Source organism: Mangrovimonas sp. sgz306409 (assembly GCF_059735265.1).
In genome coordinates this window covers 141,410-162,624 of sequence record NZ_JCAPEU010000007.1, presented here as the reverse complement: position 1 = coordinate 162,624, position 21,215 = coordinate 141,410, and the positions used below count along the sequence as shown (strand labels likewise).

At 35.5% G+C, this 21,215-nt stretch carries 20 protein-coding genes and 1 tRNA gene; 18 read left to right on the top strand and 3 right to left on the bottom strand.

Annotation, left to right across the window (positions count from 1 at the left end; translation table 11 throughout):
- Window positions 1-18: 18 nt before the first annotated feature.
- The 12 genes from AC6I5C_RS12905 to AC6I5C_RS12850 all read left to right on the top strand — a co-directional run bounded on the left by AC6I5C_RS12905 (window position 19) and on the right by AC6I5C_RS12850 (window position 14,367).
- A complete protein-coding gene (locus AC6I5C_RS12905; RefSeq protein ID WP_497905510.1) occupies window positions 19-1,413 on the top strand; it encodes a hypothetical protein in 1,395 nt (464 codons plus the stop codon).
- A gap of 91 nt (window positions 1,414-1,504) precedes the next feature.
- Entirely contained in the window at window positions 1,505-1,807 is a 303-nt protein-coding gene (locus AC6I5C_RS12900) for a helix-turn-helix domain-containing protein (protein WP_497905509.1), read from the top strand.
- Window positions 1,807-2,091 carry a helix-turn-helix domain-containing protein gene (locus AC6I5C_RS12895; RefSeq protein ID WP_497905508.1) on the top strand — a complete coding sequence of 95 codons (285 nt, stop codon included), beginning with the start codon at window positions 1,807-1,809 and terminating at the stop codon, window positions 2,089-2,091. The genes AC6I5C_RS12900 and AC6I5C_RS12895 overlap by 1 nt, the downstream gene beginning before the upstream one ends.
- Before the next feature lie 24 nt (window positions 2,092-2,115).
- Window positions 2,116-4,389 carry a DUF3987 domain-containing protein gene (locus AC6I5C_RS12890; protein ID WP_497905507.1) on the top strand — a complete coding sequence of 758 codons (2,274 nt, stop codon included), beginning with the start codon at window positions 2,116-2,118 and terminating at the stop codon, window positions 4,387-4,389.
- A gap of 103 nt (window positions 4,390-4,492) precedes the next feature.
- On the top strand, window positions 4,493-6,043 hold the full coding sequence (locus tag AC6I5C_RS12885) for a type I restriction-modification system subunit M (protein WP_497905506.1): 1,551 nt from the start codon (window positions 4,493-4,495) through the stop codon (window positions 6,041-6,043).
- Window positions 6,040-7,323 carry a restriction endonuclease subunit S gene (locus AC6I5C_RS12880; RefSeq protein ID WP_497905505.1) on the top strand — a complete coding sequence of 428 codons (1,284 nt, stop codon included), beginning with the start codon at window positions 6,040-6,042 and terminating at the stop codon, window positions 7,321-7,323. Before AC6I5C_RS12885 ends, AC6I5C_RS12880 begins: the two co-directional genes overlap by 4 nt.
- Window positions 7,324-7,327: 4 nt before the next feature.
- Window positions 7,328-8,458, top strand: a complete 1,131-nt coding sequence (locus AC6I5C_RS12875) for an anticodon nuclease (protein WP_497905504.1) — start codon at window positions 7,328-7,330, stop codon at window positions 8,456-8,458.
- Between the two features lie 16 nt (window positions 8,459-8,474).
- Complete coding sequence (locus tag AC6I5C_RS12870; protein ID WP_497905503.1) at window positions 8,475-11,582, top strand: type I restriction endonuclease subunit R; 3,108 nt, start codon at window positions 8,475-8,477, stop codon at window positions 11,580-11,582.
- A 208-nt stretch (window positions 11,583-11,790) separates the two neighbouring features.
- Window positions 11,791-12,249, top strand: coding sequence for a hypothetical protein (locus AC6I5C_RS12865; protein WP_497905502.1), 459 nt, complete (start codon window positions 11,791-11,793; stop codon window positions 12,247-12,249).
- Window positions 12,242-12,673, top strand: a complete 432-nt coding sequence (locus tag AC6I5C_RS12860; RefSeq protein WP_497905501.1) for a helix-turn-helix domain-containing protein — start codon at window positions 12,242-12,244, stop codon at window positions 12,671-12,673. The genes AC6I5C_RS12865 and AC6I5C_RS12860 overlap by 8 nt, the downstream gene beginning before the upstream one ends.
- Window positions 12,674-12,675: 2 nt before the next feature.
- Window positions 12,676-13,098 carry a hypothetical protein gene (locus tag AC6I5C_RS12855; protein WP_497905500.1) on the top strand — a complete coding sequence of 141 codons (423 nt, stop codon included), beginning with the start codon at window positions 12,676-12,678 and terminating at the stop codon, window positions 13,096-13,098.
- A 978-nt stretch (window positions 13,099-14,076) separates the two neighbouring features.
- Window positions 14,077-14,367, top strand: coding sequence for a helix-turn-helix domain-containing protein (locus tag AC6I5C_RS12850; protein ID WP_497905499.1), 291 nt, complete (start codon window positions 14,077-14,079; stop codon window positions 14,365-14,367).
- 3 nt (window positions 14,368-14,370) lie between these two features.
- Here AC6I5C_RS12850 and AC6I5C_RS12845 read toward each other — a convergent pair whose 3' ends face one another.
- Window positions 14,371-14,697 carry a helix-turn-helix domain-containing protein gene (locus tag AC6I5C_RS12845; protein WP_497905498.1) on the bottom strand — a complete coding sequence of 109 codons (327 nt, stop codon included), beginning with the start codon at window positions 14,695-14,697 and terminating at the stop codon, window positions 14,371-14,373.
- A gap of 288 nt (window positions 14,698-14,985) precedes the next feature.
- On the opposite strand from AC6I5C_RS12845, the gene AC6I5C_RS12840 reads away from it, so the two are divergent.
- On the top strand, window positions 14,986-15,411 hold the full coding sequence (locus AC6I5C_RS12840) for a DUF6943 family protein (protein ID WP_497905497.1): 426 nt from the start codon (window positions 14,986-14,988) through the stop codon (window positions 15,409-15,411).
- A 149-nt stretch (window positions 15,412-15,560) separates the two neighbouring features.
- The gene (locus AC6I5C_RS12835) at window positions 15,561-16,202 is read left to right on the top strand and encodes a DUF6266 family protein (RefSeq protein WP_497905496.1); all 642 of its coding nucleotides are present in this window, start codon (window positions 15,561-15,563) and stop codon (window positions 16,200-16,202) included.
- Window positions 16,203-16,357: 155 nt separating this feature from the next.
- Here the strand turns inward: AC6I5C_RS12835 and AC6I5C_RS12830 are convergent.
- Window positions 16,358-16,442: transfer RNA gene (locus AC6I5C_RS12830), tRNA-Ser, on the bottom strand.
- A gap of 74 nt (window positions 16,443-16,516) precedes the next feature.
- On the opposite strand from AC6I5C_RS12830, the gene AC6I5C_RS12825 reads away from it, so the two are divergent.
- The 4 genes from AC6I5C_RS12825 to AC6I5C_RS12810 all read left to right on the top strand — a co-directional run bounded on the left by AC6I5C_RS12825 (window position 16,517) and on the right by AC6I5C_RS12810 (window position 20,047).
- Window positions 16,517-17,254 (top strand): NAD(P)H-dependent oxidoreductase, encoded by a 738-nt coding sequence (locus tag AC6I5C_RS12825; RefSeq protein WP_497905495.1) that lies wholly within the window; start codon window positions 16,517-16,519, stop codon window positions 17,252-17,254.
- Window positions 17,255-17,342: 88 nt separating this feature from the next.
- Complete coding sequence (locus tag AC6I5C_RS12820) at window positions 17,343-17,750, top strand: thioredoxin family protein (protein ID WP_497905494.1); 408 nt, start codon at window positions 17,343-17,345, stop codon at window positions 17,748-17,750.
- Between the two features lie 11 nt (window positions 17,751-17,761).
- Entirely contained in the window at window positions 17,762-18,958 is a 1,197-nt protein-coding gene (locus AC6I5C_RS12815) for a DegT/DnrJ/EryC1/StrS family aminotransferase (RefSeq protein WP_497905493.1), read from the top strand.
- 129 nt (window positions 18,959-19,087) lie between these two features.
- On the top strand, window positions 19,088-20,047 hold the full coding sequence (locus AC6I5C_RS12810) for a hypothetical protein (RefSeq protein WP_497905492.1): 960 nt from the start codon (window positions 19,088-19,090) through the stop codon (window positions 20,045-20,047).
- On the opposite strand, the gene ribB is transcribed toward AC6I5C_RS12810, so the two are convergent.
- The gene (ribB, locus tag AC6I5C_RS12805) at window positions 20,044-21,201 is read right to left on the bottom strand and encodes a 3,4-dihydroxy-2-butanone-4-phosphate synthase (RefSeq protein WP_497905491.1); all 1,158 of its coding nucleotides are present in this window, start codon (window positions 21,199-21,201) and stop codon (window positions 20,044-20,046) included. The genes AC6I5C_RS12810 and ribB overlap by 4 nt on opposite strands.
- Window positions 21,202-21,215 lie beyond the last annotated feature (14 nt).

The following is a 21,215-nucleotide window of genomic DNA, read 5'->3' as shown; positions in this document are numbered from 1 at the left end:
TTTGCTAATTATTTTTAAATGAATAAATCGATTGTTACCCCGTTTTGTAAAATTTTAAATGATAATAATATCCTAAAAACGCACTCTGTTTTAGGTGTGATAAGTAAATTAAAAAAGTCTTATAGTAAGACTAAATCTGATTTACTACTAAATTTTTCAGAATTTGAATACGACGATAACTATATAGAATACTTCATAAACGAAATTGAAAGGCAGGATTATATAAAAGATTATGGTATTGATAAAATAACCCCTTGGTTAAAACAAAACAATCTTACCGAAAAACAACTGGAAGATTTAACCGTACCGGTTAAACTCCAAGAAGTTATAGGTATTCCTTTAGATCCTTCAGAATATATTGAGGATATGGATACTAAACGCCTTATCCAAGAAAGTATATTGTTTTATTTTTTAAATAAATATGCAACAATGTTAATTGAGTTTCTAGAGTCCAAAAAAGTCAATTTAACTCCTGTACGCACTAAACAAGCTACAACAACGACACAAGGCGCACCTCAAATCTTATCAAGTAGCGAAGAAATTGTAAAAGAAATTAGCGGTAAATACTTTGAGATTAATAAACTTAATGAGCAATTAAATCAAGAAAAGAATTTAGCATACGGTAACGATGCTTGGGCAGACACATCTCATATTGATGATGAATATGAACCTGAATTTGCTGAGCTAACTTATGATATGAAAGGTTTGTTGGATAAACTATATTATGCTTCAAACGATGATAATTACTTTTATTTCGATTGCTCCTTAAAGGTTTATGAGCATCATTATAATTCCAGAAAAGAAGAATATTTAAAAAAAGTTTTGGATTCATCTGAGGAAGATTTTATTTCCGCAGAAGTCAAATTCCTGACTCAAACTTCCAATAGAAAGTTTGATATGGAATTTTGTGATATTCCTTATGATTCCTATATAGATTATAACGACAAGTACAGAATACCTATGTCTAGAAAATTGAAATTTTTAGACACCAAAATTAGGAAGTTCGATAAAGCCATTATTATTGAAGAAATTGAATCTGAATTTGATATTCATGGGGGCTTTTATGGAGGTTATACTACTGCTAATATTATAGAAAAAAGAAGAGCTAATGATACTAGTCCTCAAAATAATAGTAAACACGAATCTCTTGAATTATCCGAACCCAAAACGGAAAAACAACTCACCATAAATCAAATAGTATTGTTGCTCCAGGAAATAGGTTTCTTTACACATCCCAAAATTGAAAACGCATCAAAAGTGAAGCAATCGGAGTTGATAAGTAAGATATGTGGTTTAAACTCAAAAAACATAAAAATTAAAATTCAAAATTTAGATAAAACTCTAAAGGAATTGGGAGATAATCATCAAAAGGATATTGATAAAATAGATACTATTTTAAACAGCTTGGAGTAACCCCTGGAGTGCCTTTTGGAGTTACTCCAATGGGCTGAATCCGTTAACTACAGTATAGTTTAGCATCGTTGAACCACAAAAACATACAACGATGGAACAAAGTAAAATTACCCAAGTATTTGGCATTACGCCTTCAGAATTAAAAGAAGACATCATCAACGATGTAAGAGCAGAACTTAGCATCATAGCTCAAAATTTCCAACCCGTACAGCCACCCGAATATCTCACACGTCAGGAGGTGGCTAAAATCCTTAAAGTATCCTTGGTAACCCTTACCGACTGGAACAAAAAAGGAGTACTAAAACCGTATCGCTTAGGAAACCTCATCAGGTATAAAAGTGAAGAAATAGACAAAGCGCTTATTGCTGTGTATAACTCTAAAAACAAGCAATAATGAAGCATTTAGAAAACATTTCAATTCAAGAATGGCGCAGTCTTTACCAACGTTTGGAAACCCTTGTAAACAGACTCGAAAGCAGTGTGTCGCATAAACCAGAACTCGTACTACTCGATAATGCCGACTTACTGCAACTCTTCAAAATAAGCCAAAAAACAGCACAGAACTGGAGAGACAATAACCTCATAGCATTTTCGCAAATAGGCAATAAAATCTATTACCGCCTAAGCGATGTTCAGGAACTGTTAAATGCCAATTACAAAACCACTAAAAATAAATAGTACTCACTTTTAAAATAGTTTAAGATGCCACAAGTTTCAATTTTTAAGGATTTCACCGCAAAGGTGGAAGACACACATATAGCACGAGTAATTACCCAAATAAAAGAAGGGAAATATAAAGATCAGGTAGAAGCTATTCGCAAGCTACTCAATCAAGGCAAAGACCAAGAGGCTGCCGAATTAAAAAAACGACTGTTAGCCTTTACGGCTTCAGGAACCTTTAACGGAACAAGAACCGCAGCAACTATTGCAGAATATAGTGGCTTTGTAATTTTGGATATAGACAAATTATCCGCTGCCGAATTAAAACGTATCATTCCAATAGCACATTTAGCACCTTACACCTATGCGGCCTTTGTAAGTCCTAGTGGAAAAGGATTAAAGATTCTTGCTAAAGTAAATAGCAAAACAGAACACCATAAAGAAGCCTACAAGCAAGTTGTAGCCTATTACGAACAGGCTTTAAATATCGACATTGACACCTCTGGGAGCGATATTTGCCGCCTATGCTTTATGTCTTACGACGAAGAATGTTATACCAATTCCAATGCCGCCATATTTGAGGTTGTTTTAAAAAAGGAAGAACCGGTAAAACCATTAACTACAAACAATCAAACCTCTAATGATATTGAAGTATATATTTCTAATATCGAGAAAACCGCTACAGATATAACAGGCGATTATCAAACATGGCGTAATTTAGGTTTTGCCTTATCCGAAGCATATGGCGAAGCAGGTAGGGATTATTATCACAGAATTAGCAGATTCTACCCAAAATACAATTATCAAGAATGCGATAAACAGTTCACCAACTGTTTAAAAGCAAAGGGATCGGGTGTTAATATTTCTACCTTTTATTATTTGGCACATCAAAACAACATAAAACCTTTTGAAGCTGCTATTAGTCAAGAACCTTTAGATATCCCGGAACAAACAAAGGAAAAAGAGCAAACAGACACACCAACATTCTCAACTTCCTTAATTCCCCAACTTCCGCAATTCCTTCAGGATGTTGTTAAATATGCAAATACAGACCAAGAGAAGGACATTATGATTTTGGGAGCTATCACAGCTATTAGTGCCTGTTTACCTAAGTTGTTCGGCATTTATGATGGCGACAAGGTGTTTTCTAATCTGTATTTGTTTATTACCGCAGCAGCGGCTTCTGGTAAAGGAAAGTTGAAATTTTGTAAACGTCTAGTCTATAAAATTCATGCCACCATGCGTGAAGAAGCGCAACTTATGGAAGCCGAATACGATAAAGATTTAGCACACTACAATAAAAACAAAGCTAAAAATGACAGTCTAAAGAAACCGCAAAAACCACCAATACGCATGTTGTTCATTCCTGCAAACAACAGTTCTACGGGCATGTTTCAGTTGTTGAACGACAGTAAAGGCCGCGGATTGATATTTGAAACCGAAGCCGATACTTTGGCAAAGAATTTTAAAACCGATTACGGCGATTATTCCGATGGCTTTAGAAATGCATTCCACCACGAAACCATAAAATACTTTAGACGAACCGATAGAGAATATGTCGAGATAGAGCAGCCTTGTTTATCCTGTGCCTTAACAGGCACGCCAAAACAAGTATTGGCATTAATGCCCAACGCCGAAAATGGCTTGTTTAGTCGCTTTATGTTTTATCAAATGCCTACAAATACAGGTTGGAAAAACGTATTTGCTATAGACACTAAAAAAGGATTGAATGAATATTACGATCAATTGGGAAATCAATTTTACGACCTGTACCGGCATTTAATGTCAAATCTCGAAATACAGTTTTCCTATACACCAGAGCAGCAAGAAATTTTTAACGACTTTTTTTCCAAAATCAATTTGTATTACCTAAATGTAAATCCTATAGAATACAATTCATCTATTAAACGAACGGGTATTATAGCCTTTAGAATTAGTATGGTGCTGTCAGCCTTAAGAATATTGGAAACTGGCGATATGTCAAATCCTCTGTATTGTACAGATGAAGACTTCAATACCACCCTTACAATGGTTAAAGTACTTGTAAAGCATAGCAGTAAAGTGTATTCCAGCTTACCCGAAGATAAAACCGCTATTAACTATAAAAACAAAAAGGAGCAATTTATAGAAGCATTACCGCATCGGTTTACGACCCAGGATTATGTAGTTTTAGCTAACAAATTGAGTATTACCCAAAAAACAGCCGAACGTTATATAACCAATCTATGTAAAACCAATTTTTTACTTAGGGAAGCACATGGGCACTATATCAACCCCTCAAAAGAAGAAGATGAGGAAAGTGAGGGAAATGCGTAAAACCATAATGTAAAACCGAGATATATTTTTATTTTTAACACTTCAAAATCTAGATAAAGTCTTCACTGTGTCTAAATCTAGATAAAACGCATAAACTCAAAAAATGACTAGCATAGCACAAAGAGCTGAATTACACGCTCAAATATGGAAAATTGCCAATGATGTTCGTGGTTCTGTAGATGGATGGGATTTTAAACACTTCGTATTAGGGACACTTTTTTATCGCTTTATAAGTGAGAATTTCACTGATTATATTGAAGCAGGTGATGAAAGTATTAATTATCCGTCATTGCCTGATGACGTCATTACGTCCGAAATAAAAGATGATGCTATAAAGACCAAAGGGTATTTTATTTATCCAAGCCAGTTGTTTGTAAACGTAGTTAAAACTGCGTCTAAAAACGAAAATCTAAACACAGACTTGGCAGCAATATTCTCTTCAATAGAAAATTCTGCTATTGGTTATCCTTCAGAAGAAGATATAAAAGGCTTGTTTGCAGATTTTGACACCACAAGTAACCGACTTGGGAATACTGTCGAAAATAAAAACAGTCGATTAGCAGATGTTTTAAAAGGTGTGGCAGGTTTAAAGATGGGGAGCGATTTTAAAGATAGTAAGATAGACTTCTTTGGTGATGCTTATGAGTTTCTAATTCATAAATATGCAGCAAATGCAGGTAAGTCTGGGGGCGAATTTTTCACACCAACAAACGTATCACAATTGATTGCACAATTGGCAATGCACAAGCAAGATAAAATTAATAAAATATACGATCCTGCTGCAGGCTCGGGTTCATTACTTTTACAAGCTAAAAAACACTTTGATAATCATATTATAGAAGAGGGGTTCTTTGGTCAAGAAATAAACCATACCACCTACAACTTAGCACGTATGAACATGTTTTTACATAACGTAAACTACGACAAGTTTCATATTGTATTAGGTAACACCTTAATGAATCCGCAATTAGGAGATGATAAACCTTTTGATGCCATCGTATCTAATCCACCATATTCTATAAAATGGAAAGGTAGTGACGACCCAACACTAATTAACGACGACCGTTTTGCCCCTGCAGGTGTATTAGCGCCAAAATCAAAAGCAGACTTTGCTTTTGTGTTACATGCACTCAGTTACCTATCAAGTAAAGGTAGAGCAGCCTTAGTATGTTTTCCAGGTATTTTTTACCGTGGGGGTGCAGAACAAAAAATTAGAAAGTATTTGGTAGATAATAACTATGTAGAAACTATTATTGATTTAGCACCCAATTTATTTTACGGCACTACCATAGCGGTTACACTTTTGGTGTTATCTAAAAGTAAAACCGATACCAAAACACAGTTTATTGATGCAACAGGTGAAGACTTCTTTAAAAAAGTAACCAACAACAATGAAATGACGGATGCTCACATTGGGAAGGTTATGCGAATTTTTGACACTAAAGAAGAAGTTGCACATGTAGCTACCACAATAGATAACAAAAAAATTGCCGAAAACGATTATAACCTTTCTGTTAATAGCTATGTGGAAGCTAAAGACAATCGAGAGAAGATTGATATTGAAAAGCTGAATTTTGATGTAGTTAATATTGTAAGAAAGATAGACAAACTACGTGCCGATATTGATAACATTATAAATGAAATTGAAGCATGAGTTTTTTAGAAAAATTATTAGAAGAAGTTGATGTTGTATGGAAACCTCTTATTGAAGTTGCTGATTATGTTCGAGGTTTGACATATAGTAAGCAAAATGAAAGTAAAACTGATGAAGGTTATAAAGTACTTCGAGGTAACAATATTACTTTATCAACCAATACTTTAAATTTTGATGATATTAAATATATAGATTATAGCACAAAAGTTAAGAATACTCAAAAGCTATATGAAAATGATATTTTGATAAGTGCAGCTAGCGGAAGTAGAGAACATGTTGGTAAAGTTGCTTTTATTCATTCTGATATTGATTTCTTCTTTGGAGGTTTTATGGGAGTTGTTAGAGCTAAAAATGAAATTGAATCGAGATTTCTTTTTCATTTGTTAACTTCAAATCTGTTTACAAACTATCTTGAAAGAGTATTAAATAGTTCTACTATTAATAACCTGAGTTCAAAGGTAATTAATGGTTTCCAAATACCAATACCTTGCCCTGATAACCCTAAAAAATCTCTAGAAATTCAACAAGAAATAGTTGACATCCTAGATAAATTTACAGAGCTTACAACAAAGCTTACAACAGAGCTTACAACAGAGCTTACAGCTCGTAAACAGCAATACGAGTATTACCGCGAGCAATTGTTGAATTTTGATGGAACAGAAGTAAAACATTTGCCTATGGATGATGAAAATGTAGGTGAATTTATAAGAGGTAAACGCTTCGTAAAAACCGACATGATTTCTGAAGGTGTTCCATGTATCCACTATGGTGAAATGTATACACATTATGGTACTTGGGCAAACAAAACAAAATCGTTTGTAAGTAAAGAACTTGTAGATAAGAAAAATTTAAGGCGAGCAACAAAGGGAGATGTTGTAATTGTAGCAGCAGGAGAAACCATTGAAGATATTGGCCAAGGAACAGCATGGTTAGGTGAAGAAGGTGCTGTTATTCACGATGCTTGCTTTTATTACAAAAGCAATTTAAATCCTAAATATGTCGCGTATTTTACAAGAACGAGGCAGTTTCATGACCAAATAAAAAAACATATTCGTACCGGTAAAATTTCAGCTATTAACTCAAAAGGATTAGGTAAAGCAATAATTCCTATTCCATCGCCAGAAGAACAAGAACGTATTGTAAACATCTTAGATAAATTTGATACGCTAACGACGTCCATAATCGAAGGGTTACCAAAAGAAATAGAGTTAAGGCAAAAACAGTATGAGTATTACCGTGAACAATTACTAACATTCCCTAAAGAAACTATAGAAGTATAAATACATGGCGCAAACATTAACACAAATAGCTGAGAAACTAAGAGCTGATAACAAAAAAGTACAATTAATCTATGCTTTTAATGGTACAGGTAAAACACGCTTGTCTGGTGAGTTTAAAAAATTAATATCTCCTAAAGACCCTGAATCGGAAGAAGATTATCAATCTAAAGTGTTGTATTATAATGCGTTTACAGAAGATTTGTTTTATTGGGATAATGATTTAGATGCAGATAAAAACAGAAAATTGACAATACGTCCGAATGGATTTACAAATTTAACCTTACAGTTCCTTAAAGATCAAGGGTTAGATAATAATATTGTAACTAATTTTCAGCATTTCACCAGCGATTCAATAACACCTAAATTTAGTGCTGATTTTTCAGAAGTAACATTTTCTGTAACTAGTGGCGATAACCAAAGTTTAGATAATATTAAAATATCTAAAGGAGAAGAGAGTAACTTTATTTGGTGTATATTTCATAGTTTGTTCGAACAAATTGTTGAAATTTTTAATACAGAACCTGAAGACCGCTCTACCAACCAGTTTGACCATTTAGAATATGTGTTTATTGACGACCCTGTTAGTTCATTGGATGATAATCATTTAATAGAACTTGCGGTAAACTTAGCCGAACTTGTAAAGAAATCTAATGGATTGAAGTTTATTATTTCAACACACAATCCGTTGTTTTATAATGTACTTTTTAATGAAATTGGCAATAAAAATTGCTACATGTTAAATAAACTTGAGGATAGCACTTATGAATTAAATGAAAAAAAAGGTGATTCAAATAAAAGCTTTTCATACCATTTATATCTTAAGCATATCATTGAGGAAGCCATAAGTTCAAATGCTATAGAGAAATATCATTTTATATTACTTCGTAATTTGTACGAGAAAACTGCTAATTTTTTAGGGTATCCAAAATGGTCAGATTTATTACCAGATAATAAACAAACATATTATAATCGGGTAATTCAATTTACAAGTCATTCAACCTTATCAAATGAAGTTGTTCCCGAGCCAACAGAACAAGAAAAAAAGACTGTAAAGTTTTTACTAGACCATTTAGTTGATAATAATTATTGGAAAGAAGAAATAGTAGCAGCAACACCAGTAGCAGCTGAAGCCTAAACCACAAAACCAACACATGTCACAATACAAAACCATAGCAGAATCCAACAACTTTATTGTTTTAGATACCTATAAAAAGTTCTCAGAACTTCATGAAGCACCAGCAAGCTATCAAACAGAGGCAGATTTAGAAAGAGAATTGGTTCAGGATTTAAAAAACCAAGGCTATGAATTTGTGCAGCAAATCACCAATCAAGTGCATATGTTGGCTAATGTGCGTGTGCAATTGGAGGAACTTAACAACATGCAATTCTCAGATAAGGAATGGCAGCGTTTTATAATAGAATATCTAGACAAACCCAGTGATAACCTTACAGATAAATCAAGAAAGATACATGATAATTACATCTATGACTTTGTGTTTGATGATGGGCATATTCAAAACATCTACTTAGTAGATAAGAAAAACATCACACGTAATAAACTTCAGGTCATTTCACAATTTGAACAAAAGGGTACTCATGCCAACCGTTATGATGTGACTATTTTGGTTAATGGTTTACCTCTGGTGCAAGTAGAACTAAAAAAACGAGGGGTGGCTATTCGGGAAGCTTTCAATCAGGTACATCGCTACACTAAAGAAAGTTTCAATACTAATAATTCACTATTTAAATATTTACAGCTGTTCGTCATATCTAATGGTACAGACAGTCGCTATTTTGCCAACACGGTACAACGTGATAAAAATAGCTTCGATTTTACCATGAACTGGGCAAAAGCCGATAATGCCTTGATAAAGGATTTAAAGGATTTTACCATTACATTTTTTGAAAAACGAACGTTACTGAATGTACTTTTAAACTATTCGGTATTTGATGTAAGCGATACCCTGCTTGTCATGAGACCGTATCAAATTGCCGCAACTGAACGGATGTTATGGAAAATAGAAAGCTCCTTTAATACTAAAAATTGGTCTGATACAGAAAGTGGCGGGTACATTTGGCATACTACAGGATCGGGTAAAACCCTTACTAGCTTTAAAGCTGCAAGATTAGCAACGCAATTGGATTTTATTGATAAGGTGTTTTTTGTGGTAGACCGTAAAGATTTAGACTTTCAGACCATGAAAGAATACCAGCGTTTCTCTCCAGATAGTGTAAATGGTTCTGATAGTACGGCCGGATTAAAAAGAAACATAGAAAAGCAGGATAATAAGATTATTGTTACCACCATTCAAAAACTGAATAATCTTATGAAAAGTGAAAACGATTTGGATATCTACCAAAAACAGGTCGTTTTTATTTTTGATGAAGCACACCGCTCCCAATTTGGTGAAGCACAAAAGAACCTGAAAAAGAAGTTTAAAAAATACTATCAGTTTGGGTTTACTGGTACACCTATTTTTCCCGAAAATGCTTTAGGTGCGGAAACTACCGCAAGTGTTTTTGGTCGTGAACTACATTCCTATGTAATTACCGATGCCATTAGAGACGAAAAGGTATTAAAGTTTAAAGTAGACTATAACGACGTTCGTCCACAGTTTAAAGGTATAGAAACAGAACAGGATTTAACCAAGTTAAGTGCAGCGGAAAACAAAAAGGCATTACTGCATCCTGTGCGCATCAAAGAAATTTCGCAATACATCTTAAAGCATTACAGACAAAAAACACACAGAACCAAAGGAGGTAACAGTGGTTTTAATGCCATGTTTGCCGTTAGTAGTGTAGATGCAGCAAAATGTTATTATGAAGAATTAAATAGCCTGCAAAAAGATAGTGATAAGCCTTTAAGAATAGCGACTATATTTTCTTTTGCAGCCAATGAAGAACAAAATGCCATAGGTGAAATCCCTGATGAAACCTTTGAGCCAACGGCAATGGATTTAAGCGCTAAAGAGTTTTTAACTCAGGCAATCAGCGATTACAACGCCATGTTCAGGACAAGTTATGGGGTTGAAAGCAAAGAATTTCAGAACTATTATAGAGACCTTGCAAAACGAGTTAAGAATAAGGAAATAGACTTACTAATTGTAGTAGGGATGTTTTTAACAGGCTTTGATGCACCAACCCTGAATACATTATTTGTTGACAAAAACCTGCGTTATCATGGCTTAATGCAAGCCTTTTCACGTACCAATCGTATTTACGATGCAACAAAAACCTTTGGAAATATTGTAACCTTTAGAGATTTAGAACAAGCCACCATTGATGCAATAACCCTTTTTGGGGATAGCAGTACAAGAAATGTGGTGTTAGAGAAGAGTTATAAAGAATACCTAGAAGGGTTTACTGATATTGCAACGGGTAATGCTCGTCGCGGTTATATTGAAGTAGTTAAGGAATTAAGAGAAAAATTCCCTGATCCGGATGCCATTGTAACAGAGAAGGACAAAAAAGAATTTTCAAAACTCTTTGGTGAATATTTACGCGTAGAAAATATACTCCAGAATTACGATGAGTTTGCCAACCTGAAAGCATTTCAGGAAATAGATATAAACGACCCGGAAGCTGTGGAAGCATTCAAGGAAACCTATTTTGTTTCGGATGAAGATATTGAGGTAATGAAACAAATTGAATTGCCGGCAGAACGAACCATCCAAGATTATCGCTCTACCTATAACGACATTCGTGATTGGTTACGACGCGAGCGAAAAGGCAAGGAAGCAGAAGAATCTGAGATTGATTGGGATGAGGTGGTTTTTGAAGTCGATTTATTAAAGTCACAGGAAATCAACCTAGACTACATTTTGGAATTGATTTTTGAGCATAATAAGAAAACAAAAAACAAATCAGAATTAGTAGAAGAAATAAGACGCATCATTCGTGCAAGTGTAGGCAATAGAGCAAAAGAAAGCTTAGTAGTCGATTTTATCAATGAAACAGATTTAGATAAAATAAAAGAAAAAGCAACGATCATAGATGCTTTCTTTTCTTATGCACAAGGCAAACAGAAAACAGAAGCTACCGAATTAATTACAGATGAGAATTTAAATGAAGAAGCAGCAAAACGTTATATCACAGCCTCATTAAAACGTGAATACGCCAGCGAGAACGGCACAGAACTAAATTCCATATTACCAAAAATGAGCCCATTAAATCCTCAATACCTAACTAAAAAGCAAAGTGTATTTCAAAAGATTTCATCCTTTATCGAAAAGTTTAAAGGAGTAGGTGGGCAATTGTAAGGCCTTAAAATGGTTTAATTTGCTATGCATTATACATCTTCATAATAATACTGAAACGGGATTTTTAGATTTTGTTATTGTGTATGCTTTATATAATGAATAGTTAAATTAAAATAAATTTCACTTATAAGTAAAAAAAATAATTATATTTGCAAGCCATATGTTCTCGAAATGTCAATTAATAAAAATACCTCAATTTAGTGGACCTATGGGTTCTGTGTATACTGTGTTAGTTGACGAAGAAGAGATTAATGCGTTTAAAAACTTTGTGTTAAGCAATAAGGTTTCATTTAAAAGTGAAATAAAAGATATTGTTGGACGTTTAACAACTATGGGGTTTAAAACTGGAATGAGAGAAGACTTTTTTAAGCTTTATGAAGGCAATCCCGGAGATGGCGTATGCGCTCTCTATGACAAAGAAGACAGCAACCTAAGATTATATTGTATTCGTTATGGTTCTCAAATTATTATCCTCGGTGGTGGTGGCCACAAACCAAAATCTATTAGAGCTTTTCAAGAAGACAAAAATTTAGAAAAAGAAAACCTTATTCTAAGAGACTTATCAAAACTAATTACGGAAAAAATGCAGGACAAAGAAATCTGGTTTAGTGAAGATGGCTTAGATTTTGAAGGAGACTTAACTATAGAAAACATTAATTATGAATAAATCAGCTCAAGAGAATTTCGATTTTATAGATGATATTTTAGAGGAAATGTCACCTGTGGAAATGAAAAAAATTGAACAACGTATGCTTAATGCGGAAAAAATCCGTAAAGCTATGGATGTCAAAGGGTGGAATAATACTATGCTTTTAGAGGCTTTGAATATGAAAAGTCCAAGTATTATTACTAAATGGTTAAGTGGTACTCATAATTTTACTCAAGACACTTTGGTTGAAATTGGAGAGGTTTTGGATATTAACTTCTTTGAGAATGAAGAGAGGCAAATTGTTCTGCAGTTTCATTTTCCTGTTATGGAGAATAAAACAAGTGGTTTTGATTCTTATAGTAGTCTGGATTATATTCTCAATTCCCATAAAATAAATTTTTCAGGTTCTAAAAGTAATAATTGTACAGAATGTCAAGCTTAATTATGTCAGAAGAAAAACCATTTAATTTTCAAATAAAAGGTGTGGAAATCCTTGAAACAAGTATAGTTGCGCCAAAAAATAAAATTGATGGTAATACTGTTTTTGGTTTCGATTTACAATTACAACATAGTTTTAATTTAGAAAAAGAATTGGTAATTGTTAATTGTAAGATAGATGTGCTTAATAATGATACGAAAGATAAGTTAGGTCATATTAGTGCTAGTTGTTTGTATTATGTGGAGGAAATAAAGCAGTATTTTGATAGAGATACAAATGTGCCAAATTTACCTGATGGAGTGATAGTGATGCTGAATTCTATCTCTATTTCAACAATTAGAGGTGTAATGTATGGTATTTTTAGGGGAACATTCCTAAATGGGGCTATATTGCCTGTTGTTAATCCAAATATGCAAATTAAAAAGTAAAACGTTATATTTCATTTAATTCCATTCTATTAGCATATCGTCTAACTGAAAGTGTAGGAGGGGCAGGTAATAAGGTGTTCGTCAGTCACTCCATTTAGTTCCACAAAACATATCTGCAAGCCAAATATCTGTTTTATAATTGTCATTGCGAACGCAGTGAAGCAATCTATTTCATTATTATATAGTCTTAAAAAAAGGCTTGCATATACCATCCATAGCACCACTGCGGCGGCACGTCCTCGTTGGCGCTCTGTATTTGTTTTGTTACACACATTACATGCCTTCCTCACCCGTAGCTACTCTTGCACCCCAAACCCCAATAAGGAGTTCGCTAGGCGCTCACAGTATTTAAATTGGGGTACAACCGCTACTTAATGTTGTGCGAGCCTGCGGGTCGCATCGGGCTAATCAGGCTGTCACATTTTTTGGGGCTACCCAAGGGCAAATAAGATAACCGCAGTACGGCTTCTGATTAATAGTGCTACAATCTATAATATCACTTATCCACAATAATTAGAACATATTGGAACACGGCGGATTATCCCATTTGCTGAAAGATCCAAGAGCAGCTCATTCAGTCGGCAATCTCAGCACCCCTCCAATAGTTTTTACATTACGGTTTGGCGTATTATCCATTAAACAAACATGCCCTCAAACCCTCAAAATCCGCAATGCTCTTGAAAGTAGATAAACGCCAAAACCTTAAATGAAAACTATTCCCAAACCTTCCATTGCCTCCTTCAATCCCTGCACTTGCCTAAGCCTGAATATTTCGCCATCCCAATAAACTTAACATCCGGCTATTGAAAAAGTCAAAAAATGCGCCACCCTTGCGGTAAACCGTTGCTGTGGCACGCACTTTTGCAAGTGTGCAACGTGCTTCCACCACAGCACCCTTGCTCATCTCGCAGTCGGCTCGCGCCTTTTAGATTACCTGCCGAAACAATATCTTTAGGTAAATTGAAAATTAAAACAATCATGAAAACAAAAACCATCGAAATTACAGAAGTAACCGTTGATGAATTAGCCGATAAAGTAGCCGACAAATTAATGGATAAAATCAAAGTTTACCTTGATGAATTAAAAACCAATGAAAGCGATGTTTATCTAACCAGCCAAGAAACTGCCGATTTTCTTAATATCAGTATTACAACCCTTTGGCATTGGACTAATAGAGGTGTAGTTAAAAGTTATGGCATTGGCAATAGGAGATACTACAATAAAAAAGAACTTATAGACCTCTTAAAGAAAAACGAATTAAGACATTAGTACCTACCTCCATTTTAAAGGATGCTTCATAATATAATCAGCAGCTTTTTGTTCAATTTCAGCTCTGGTTGAAACCCTATATTGTTTAATCCAGTCATTAATCTCTTCTTTATCGAAATAAAGCATTTTACCTCGTTTATAAAAAGGTATTTCTCGTTTCGATGTCAATTTGTACACGTAACCTTTTGTAATGCCTAAATAGCTGGATAATTGGTTCATATTCATGATTTCGGAAATAGCCGAACCATCTGTATTACTTACTTTAATTTGTTTAAGTAATTTTTCAATACGTTCTAATCTTTCATTGATAATTTCAAAAGGATTTTCCATAGCATTAGTATTTAGAAATTAATAAAAAAAGGCTGCAAAGTAATGTGGCTTCCCACGGCCCACGCTTATGCCTATCAAGGTCAAGCCCTCCGGGTTTTGAAAAAAATCTCCACCCTTAATTTTAAATTGTACAGTCTAAATTATCAATTGGCATTGGGTAGTATTTTTTCCAAAAACCTTGACAGCCACCCCACACCACATAAACTGTAGGCTTTCTTTTTTTATTGTTTTTTCTTTTGAAAAATTATAGGCGCGAAGCGTAGCGAAGCAAATTTAAATTGGATAGCTATGCAAACTTTTGAAATGAAAACCCATCGCCCCGGAAGAACCTACACCCAGCCCCATTTTTATATCTTAAACAAAGGGCTTAACAGCGGAAAACCCTTAAAAACAGCTTGCCCTAATTGCTTTGTTGTTACCACGCCCACCGAAGCCCATAAAGAAACAATTTTCATGTTGTGTATGATGTTGCAAATAGGCGGTTATTACGCCTACTATTTAAAAGGGAGTGTGATTCCATTCATTTCTATAAATGATTGTTTGAAGGTTTTAAAACAAGGCCTAAATACAGACAACTACCCAGATCATGACTTGCAAAAGCAATTACAAATAATGACAACCATTCACAATAAGCAAATGCAACTTCAAAACACCCTAGCCAAACTAACCGATTTGAAGAAAGCTTATATCATGGCTTACTTTAATTCAAAGTAAACAAGGGAAATACAAGGCATTCAAGCCCTAAAGGAGACTTACCGACTTATTCTATAGTATATTTCGTTAGAATTTAATCTAAATAGGGTTTAAACCTATGCTAAGTCCGTACCAAGTCCAAGTGAGTATTAATTAAATATGCATATGTTATGGCAGTAATTTCAAAAGGAATCCTGGGAGGTATCTCAGGTAAAGTAGGCACAGTGGTAGGTGCGTCTTGGAAAGGTATTGACTATATCAGAAGTAAGCCTGCTTCTGTAGCCAATCCAAGAACCGAAGGACAGGTTAACCAAAGAAATCGTTTCTCTACGACTTTGGATTACCTACAACCCAATTTAGGGTTTATTAAAATTGGATATAAAGGCTATGCAGTTCAAAAAACTGCTTTTAATGCCGCAATGTCTTATGTGTTGAACAACGCAATTACAGGAACAGCTCCTGACTTTGAAGTAGACTATTCTTTAGCGCTTCTAAGTAGAGGTAGCCTTTCTGGACCTTTGAACCCAGATGTAGACTTAACGACTCCAGGACAAGTATCATTCTCTTGGGACGATAACTCAGACGAGGGAAATGCAAGCGCAACGGACAAGGCGATGTTGTTAGTGTACAACCCATCTAAAAAAGCTTCAGTTTCCATTTTAGGAGGTGCTGACCGAACCGCAGGTTCTCAAGCAGTGCCAATCCCAGCTTTATATGTTGGTGACACTGTAGAGCTTTTCATGGCCTTTGTTTCAGCAGAGAACAATACAGTATCAAATAGCGTTTATTTAGGTAGTGGTACGGCATCTTAAAGTGATCCTAAATTAATAGCGATGAAACCGTTACATTAAATTGTAGCGGTTTTTTTATGCTTTTTTAATAAAAATATTGTGGGGATTATGTGGGGATTTTAGAGCAATAAAAAACCGCAAAGGCTTTAAAATCAAGCGATTGCGGTTTCAAAAAGCGGAGAAAGAGGGATTCGAACCCCCGGAGGTGTGACCCTCAACAGTTTTCAAGACTGCCGCATTCGACCACTCTGCCATTTCTCCTTGAGTGTCTCATCAGGTATTTCCTGATTGCGGGTGCAAATATAGTAACCTTTTTCATTACTATCAAAGAAAAAATGAGAAAAAATTTAAAAGATTTTTCAGTCATTCAATATAAAATTGATTTTGTGTTGGTTAAAGGAATTTTCAAATGCTACATTTGTGGAGAAAATTTAAAAAGACTTATGGAAATCATTAATTTTTTAAAATGGCGCTATGCAACCAAGGCCTTTGACATAACTAAAGAGGTGCCTTCTGAAAAATTGAACATCATAAAAAAGGCCTTCAATTTAACGGCGACCTCATATGGACTTCAGCCAATAAAATTGGTAATTATAAAGAATAAGGAATTGCAGCAGGAACTCTTGCAATATTCCATGAACCAAAAGCAAATAGTTTCTGCTTCCCATGTATTGGTATTTTGTATACAGACCAATATTGATAAGTCTTTTGTAAATGAATATTTCAAAAGGGTACATGATTTGAGGCAAACTCCGAAAGAGATCTTAAAACCTTTTGAAGACTTTCTAGTGGATGATTTTGAACAAAAATCTCAACAGGAAATTGAGGAATGGGCTACTAAGCAGGCGTATCTTGCTATGGGGAATATTATGACGGTTTGTGCCTTGGAACAAGTGGATTCTTGCCCTATGGAGGGATTTCTCTCAGAAGAATATGATAAAGTTTTAAAGTTAGGTGAACACAACCTAAAATCGGTACTGCTATTGCCTATTGGGTATCGGTCTGAAAATGATATGTTTGCCTCTATGACTAAGGTGAGAAAGCAGGATGAGGACGCTGTTTTGGAGCTGTGATTAATTCTTTTTCTTTTTTTTGGACAAAACATCGAATAGCTTATATTTGTTTTTTAACATAACTTTTTAACTTTTTAATTTATTCCTGATGAAAAAACTATTACTAGTTCTTATTTGCTTATTTAGTGTAGGCATTTATGCGCAAGACGCCCAGTGGACAACCGATTTTGAGCAAGCCATGAAAACTGCAAAAGCTCAAAACAAACCTATCTTAATGTACTTTAAGGATTCCCAGAATTGCGATGCGTGTAAAAAAATGGAAGCTACGGTTATCAATGCACCAGAGTTTGCTCAAATTGCAGATAGAGTGGTATTGGTAGCAGTGGATAATGCTGATGAATCAGATGCTGCACAACGCAAAATTATTCACTATAATAAAACAAAAACCTTCCCAGCATTTGTAACTTTAAATGCTCAAGGTGCGCCGATGAATGAGGTGAAAGTATTTAGTGAAGAAACAATTGAAGAATACATAGGTTTTTTAAAGCAATTATAGTTTATTGATATATGCCCGGATTTGAGCACTTCGGCGATGCCGAAAGAAAAGAAGTGAATGATGTTTTGGAAACTGGAGTGTTAATGCGATATGGCTTCGATGCCATGCGTAACGGCCATTGGAAAGCAAAACAGCTAGAGCATGATTTACAGGAATATTTCCAGGTGAATCATGCTCAGTTGGTTTCTAGTGGTACCGCGGCGGTTTCGGTAGCCTTGGCTGTAGCAGGAGTAGGAGCTGGCGATGAAGTTATCATGCCTACCTTTACTTTTGTAGCCAGTTTTGAGGCCGTTATGATGTTGGGGGCCATTCCTGTTTTAGTGGATATTGATGATACCCTTACCTTGGATCCTCAAGCAGTAGAAGCAGCTATTACTGCAAAAACCAAGGCCATTATGCCTGTCCATATGTGTGGAAGTATGGCCAATTTGGATGCCTTGCAACAACTATGCAAGGAGCATAATTTATTACTTATCGAAGATGCTTGCCAGGCTATAGGGGCTACCTATAAAGGAAAAACTTTGGGAAGCATTGGAGATGTTGGGTGTTTTTCCTTCGATTTTGTAAAGACCATAACTTGTGGAGAAGGAGGAGCTGTTCTTACCAATAATGAAGCCTATTTTAAGAATGCCGATCATTTTAGTGACCATGGGCATGACCACGTAGGTTACGATCGTGGTGCAGAGGGTCATCCATTCTTGGGTTATAACTTTAGAATTTCAGAACTGAATGCTGCCGTTGGTGTGGCTCAGTTAAGGCGTTTACCTGAATTTTTAGAAATTCAGAAACAACACTTCACAATATTACGAGAGGCTTTATCCTCAATTCCCGAAATTACATTTAGAAGGATACCTGAAGGAGGCGAAGAGAACTATTCTTTTTTAAGTTTCTTTTTACCAGATACAGAAATTTCCCTTAAGGCATCGGCAGCTCTTAAGGAAGCAGGTATTGATGGTTGTTTTCAGTACTATAACAACAACTGGCACTATATCAGAAAGTGGGAGCACCTAAAGGAATTTAAGACGCTGTATCCCTTATCTCAAGAGGTGAAAGAAGGATTATACTACCTTCAAACCAAAACTTTTGAACAGTCCGATCATTATGTGGGAAGAAATATTTCCTGTTTGATCAAACTATCTTGGACGGAGCAAGAAGCCAAGGACAGAGCTTCAAAAATGGTTCAGGTTATTAAAGAAGTTCTGGGTTAAAGCTTTTATTTTCAGAATAATTTATTGGGTTTATTTTAGTAGTACCAAAGGTCTTATTTCTCTGACTTTAATTTGGTTAGCTCTTAATTTAGTATCTTTAAAGGGTAACCAGTTAAAATACAGTGAATTATGAAGGCTAATCATAGTGTAAGTTTAGGACTTTTATTTGTTTTTATTTTATTTCTTAACTGCAAAGGAGATAAAAAAACGAATGAAGTGAGGGAAGAAGTAACAATTGAAGCAGAAAAGCCAAAAGATCAGGTGGCAGAGTACTATACCGAGAGTATGGAATTTATTGGTCCCGATTCGTTATCATCTGGCTGGACAACCTTTAGATACTCCAATAAATCATTCGAAACCCATTTGTTTTTATTAGATAAATATCCTGAAGGGAAAACCATAGCTGACACAAAGAAGGATATTTTCCCGCCTTTCGATAAGGGGATGGATTTAATTAACGAAGGGAAGGTGGAGGAAGGTTATGCCGCCTTTGGAGCTTTACCAGAATGGTTTCAGAATGTCGTGTTTACAGGCGGAGCTGGATTGATTTCTCCTAATCAAACTACAGAACTAACCATTAAATTGGATCCTGGATATTATATAATGGAATGCTACGTAAAGATGTCCAATGGAAAATTTCACACCTCTATGGGAATGATAAAACCGATTATAGTGACCTCCGAAGTGTCTGATCTTTTACCTCCGATTTCTACTGTTAATGTATCTATTTCAAGTACTGAAGGTATCATGTTTGATGATGTTATCAAAGCAGGCGAAAATACGATAAAGGTGACTTTTGTAGATCAAAAAAAGCATGAACACTTTTTGGAGCATGATGTGAATCTTGTGAAACTGGATGATACAGCCGATTTGGCTGCTTTGGAAGCATGGATGGATTGGTCCAATCCGAAAGGGCTTATCAATCCAGCCCCAGCGGGTGTTACCTTTTTAGGTGGGATGCAAGAAATGCCCGCAGGAAGCGAGGGCTATTTTAAGGCGACACTTACTAAGGGCAAATATGCATTTATTTCCGAAGTACCTAAGGCCAGCGAAAAAAATATGTTGAAAGTTTTTGAAGTAATCGATTAGTACTTCACGTAATCCATGATTTCCAACCCGTAGCCAATCATTCCTACACGTTTGGTTTGCTCGCTATTGGAAATCAATTTAAGCTTATGGATGTTTAAATCGTGAAGGATTTGTGCCCCAATTCCAAAATCTTTAGAGTCCATTTGAATCCCAGGTGCCTTAACGACATCCTTATGGTTTTGCTGCTCTTTCAAAATAGACAATCTATGCAGTAAATTGGTAGATTGGTTTTGCTGATTTATAAAAATGATGGCGCCTTTTCCTGCTTCGTTAATCAATTGGAACATGTCGTCCAGTTTCTTATCAGCATTGTTGGTCAAGGTTCCTAGAATATCGTTGTTTACCAAAGTTGAATTTACTCTGGTCAATACATGTTCATTTGTATTCCAAGTCCCTTTTGTTATGGCAATATGTACCTGGTTATTGGTAGTTTGTTGGTAAGCACGCAATCTAAATTCCCCAAAACGGGTCACGATTTCAAAGTCTTCTTTCTTTTCAATCAATGAATCGTGTTGCATACGGTAGGCCACTAAATCTTCAATAGAAACGATTTTAAGATCGAATTTCTTTGCTACTTCCATTAGCTGTGGCAAACGTGCCATGGTACCATCTTCGTTCATGATTTCAACAATCACACCAGCAGGTTGCAATCCAGCCAAACGGGCAAAGTCTATTGCTGCTTCGGTATGGCCTGTTCTTCTTAAAACTCCTCCTTCTTTGGCCACAAGCGGGAAGATATGTCCTGGACGTGCCAATTCAAAAGGTTTAGTGTCTTTGTCTACTAGTGCTTTCACCGTTTTGGCTCTATCACTTGCGGAAATACCGGTGGTCACACCATTACCTCGTAAATCAACTGAAATGGTAAAGGCGGTCTCCATTGGGTCGGTGTTGTTGCTTACCATCATGCCCAGTTCAAGAGCTTTACATCGGTTTTCGGTAAGCGGGGTACAGATTAGACCTCTTCCGTGGGTAGCCATAAAGTTGATCATTTCTGGGGTCACCATTTCGGCAGCGGCAAGAAAGTCACCTTCATTTTCCCTGTTTTCGTCATCCACAACGATAATTACTTTTCCTTGACGGATATCGTTTATGGCATCTTCAATGGTATCTAACTTGAATTCAGTTGAATTGTTAACGGTTTTAAGCGTAGACATAGTAGCATTTTGTA

Coding starts and splice junctions, on each gene's coding strand:
- AC6I5C_RS12905 (WP_497905510.1), top strand. CDS start 19: ATGAATAAATCGATTGTTACCCCGTTTTGTAAAATTTTAAATGATAAT.
- AC6I5C_RS12900 (WP_497905509.1), top strand. CDS start 1,505: ATGGAACAAAGTAAAATTACCCAAGTATTTGGCATTACGCCTTCAGAA.
- AC6I5C_RS12895 (WP_497905508.1), top strand. CDS start 1,807: ATGAAGCATTTAGAAAACATTTCAATTCAAGAATGGCGCAGTCTTTAC.
- AC6I5C_RS12890 (WP_497905507.1), top strand. CDS start 2,116: ATGCCACAAGTTTCAATTTTTAAGGATTTCACCGCAAAGGTGGAAGAC.
- AC6I5C_RS12885 (WP_497905506.1), top strand. CDS start 4,493: ATGACTAGCATAGCACAAAGAGCTGAATTACACGCTCAAATATGGAAA.
- AC6I5C_RS12880 (WP_497905505.1), top strand. CDS start 6,040: ATGAGTTTTTTAGAAAAATTATTAGAAGAAGTTGATGTTGTATGGAAA.
- AC6I5C_RS12875 (WP_497905504.1), top strand. CDS start 7,328: ATGGCGCAAACATTAACACAAATAGCTGAGAAACTAAGAGCTGATAAC.
- AC6I5C_RS12870 (WP_497905503.1), top strand. CDS start 8,475: ATGTCACAATACAAAACCATAGCAGAATCCAACAACTTTATTGTTTTA.
- AC6I5C_RS12865 (WP_497905502.1), top strand. CDS start 11,791: ATGGGTTCTGTGTATACTGTGTTAGTTGACGAAGAAGAGATTAATGCG.
- AC6I5C_RS12860 (WP_497905501.1), top strand. CDS start 12,242: ATGAATAAATCAGCTCAAGAGAATTTCGATTTTATAGATGATATTTTA.
- AC6I5C_RS12855 (WP_497905500.1), top strand. CDS start 12,676: ATGTCAGAAGAAAAACCATTTAATTTTCAAATAAAAGGTGTGGAAATC.
- AC6I5C_RS12850 (WP_497905499.1), top strand. CDS start 14,077: ATGAAAACAAAAACCATCGAAATTACAGAAGTAACCGTTGATGAATTA.
- AC6I5C_RS12845 (WP_497905498.1), bottom strand. CDS start 14,697: ATGGAAAATCCTTTTGAAATTATCAATGAAAGATTAGAACGTATTGAA.
- AC6I5C_RS12840 (WP_497905497.1), top strand. CDS start 14,986: ATGCAAACTTTTGAAATGAAAACCCATCGCCCCGGAAGAACCTACACC.
- AC6I5C_RS12835 (WP_497905496.1), top strand. CDS start 15,561: ATGGCAGTAATTTCAAAAGGAATCCTGGGAGGTATCTCAGGTAAAGTA.
- AC6I5C_RS12825 (WP_497905495.1), top strand. CDS start 16,517: ATGAGAAAAAATTTAAAAGATTTTTCAGTCATTCAATATAAAATTGAT.
- AC6I5C_RS12820 (WP_497905494.1), top strand. CDS start 17,343: ATGAAAAAACTATTACTAGTTCTTATTTGCTTATTTAGTGTAGGCATT.
- AC6I5C_RS12815 (WP_497905493.1), top strand. CDS start 17,762: ATGCCCGGATTTGAGCACTTCGGCGATGCCGAAAGAAAAGAAGTGAAT.
- AC6I5C_RS12810 (WP_497905492.1), top strand. CDS start 19,088: ATGAAGGCTAATCATAGTGTAAGTTTAGGACTTTTATTTGTTTTTATT.
- ribB (WP_497905491.1), bottom strand. CDS start 21,201: ATGTCTACGCTTAAAACCGTTAACAATTCAACTGAATTCAAGTTAGAT.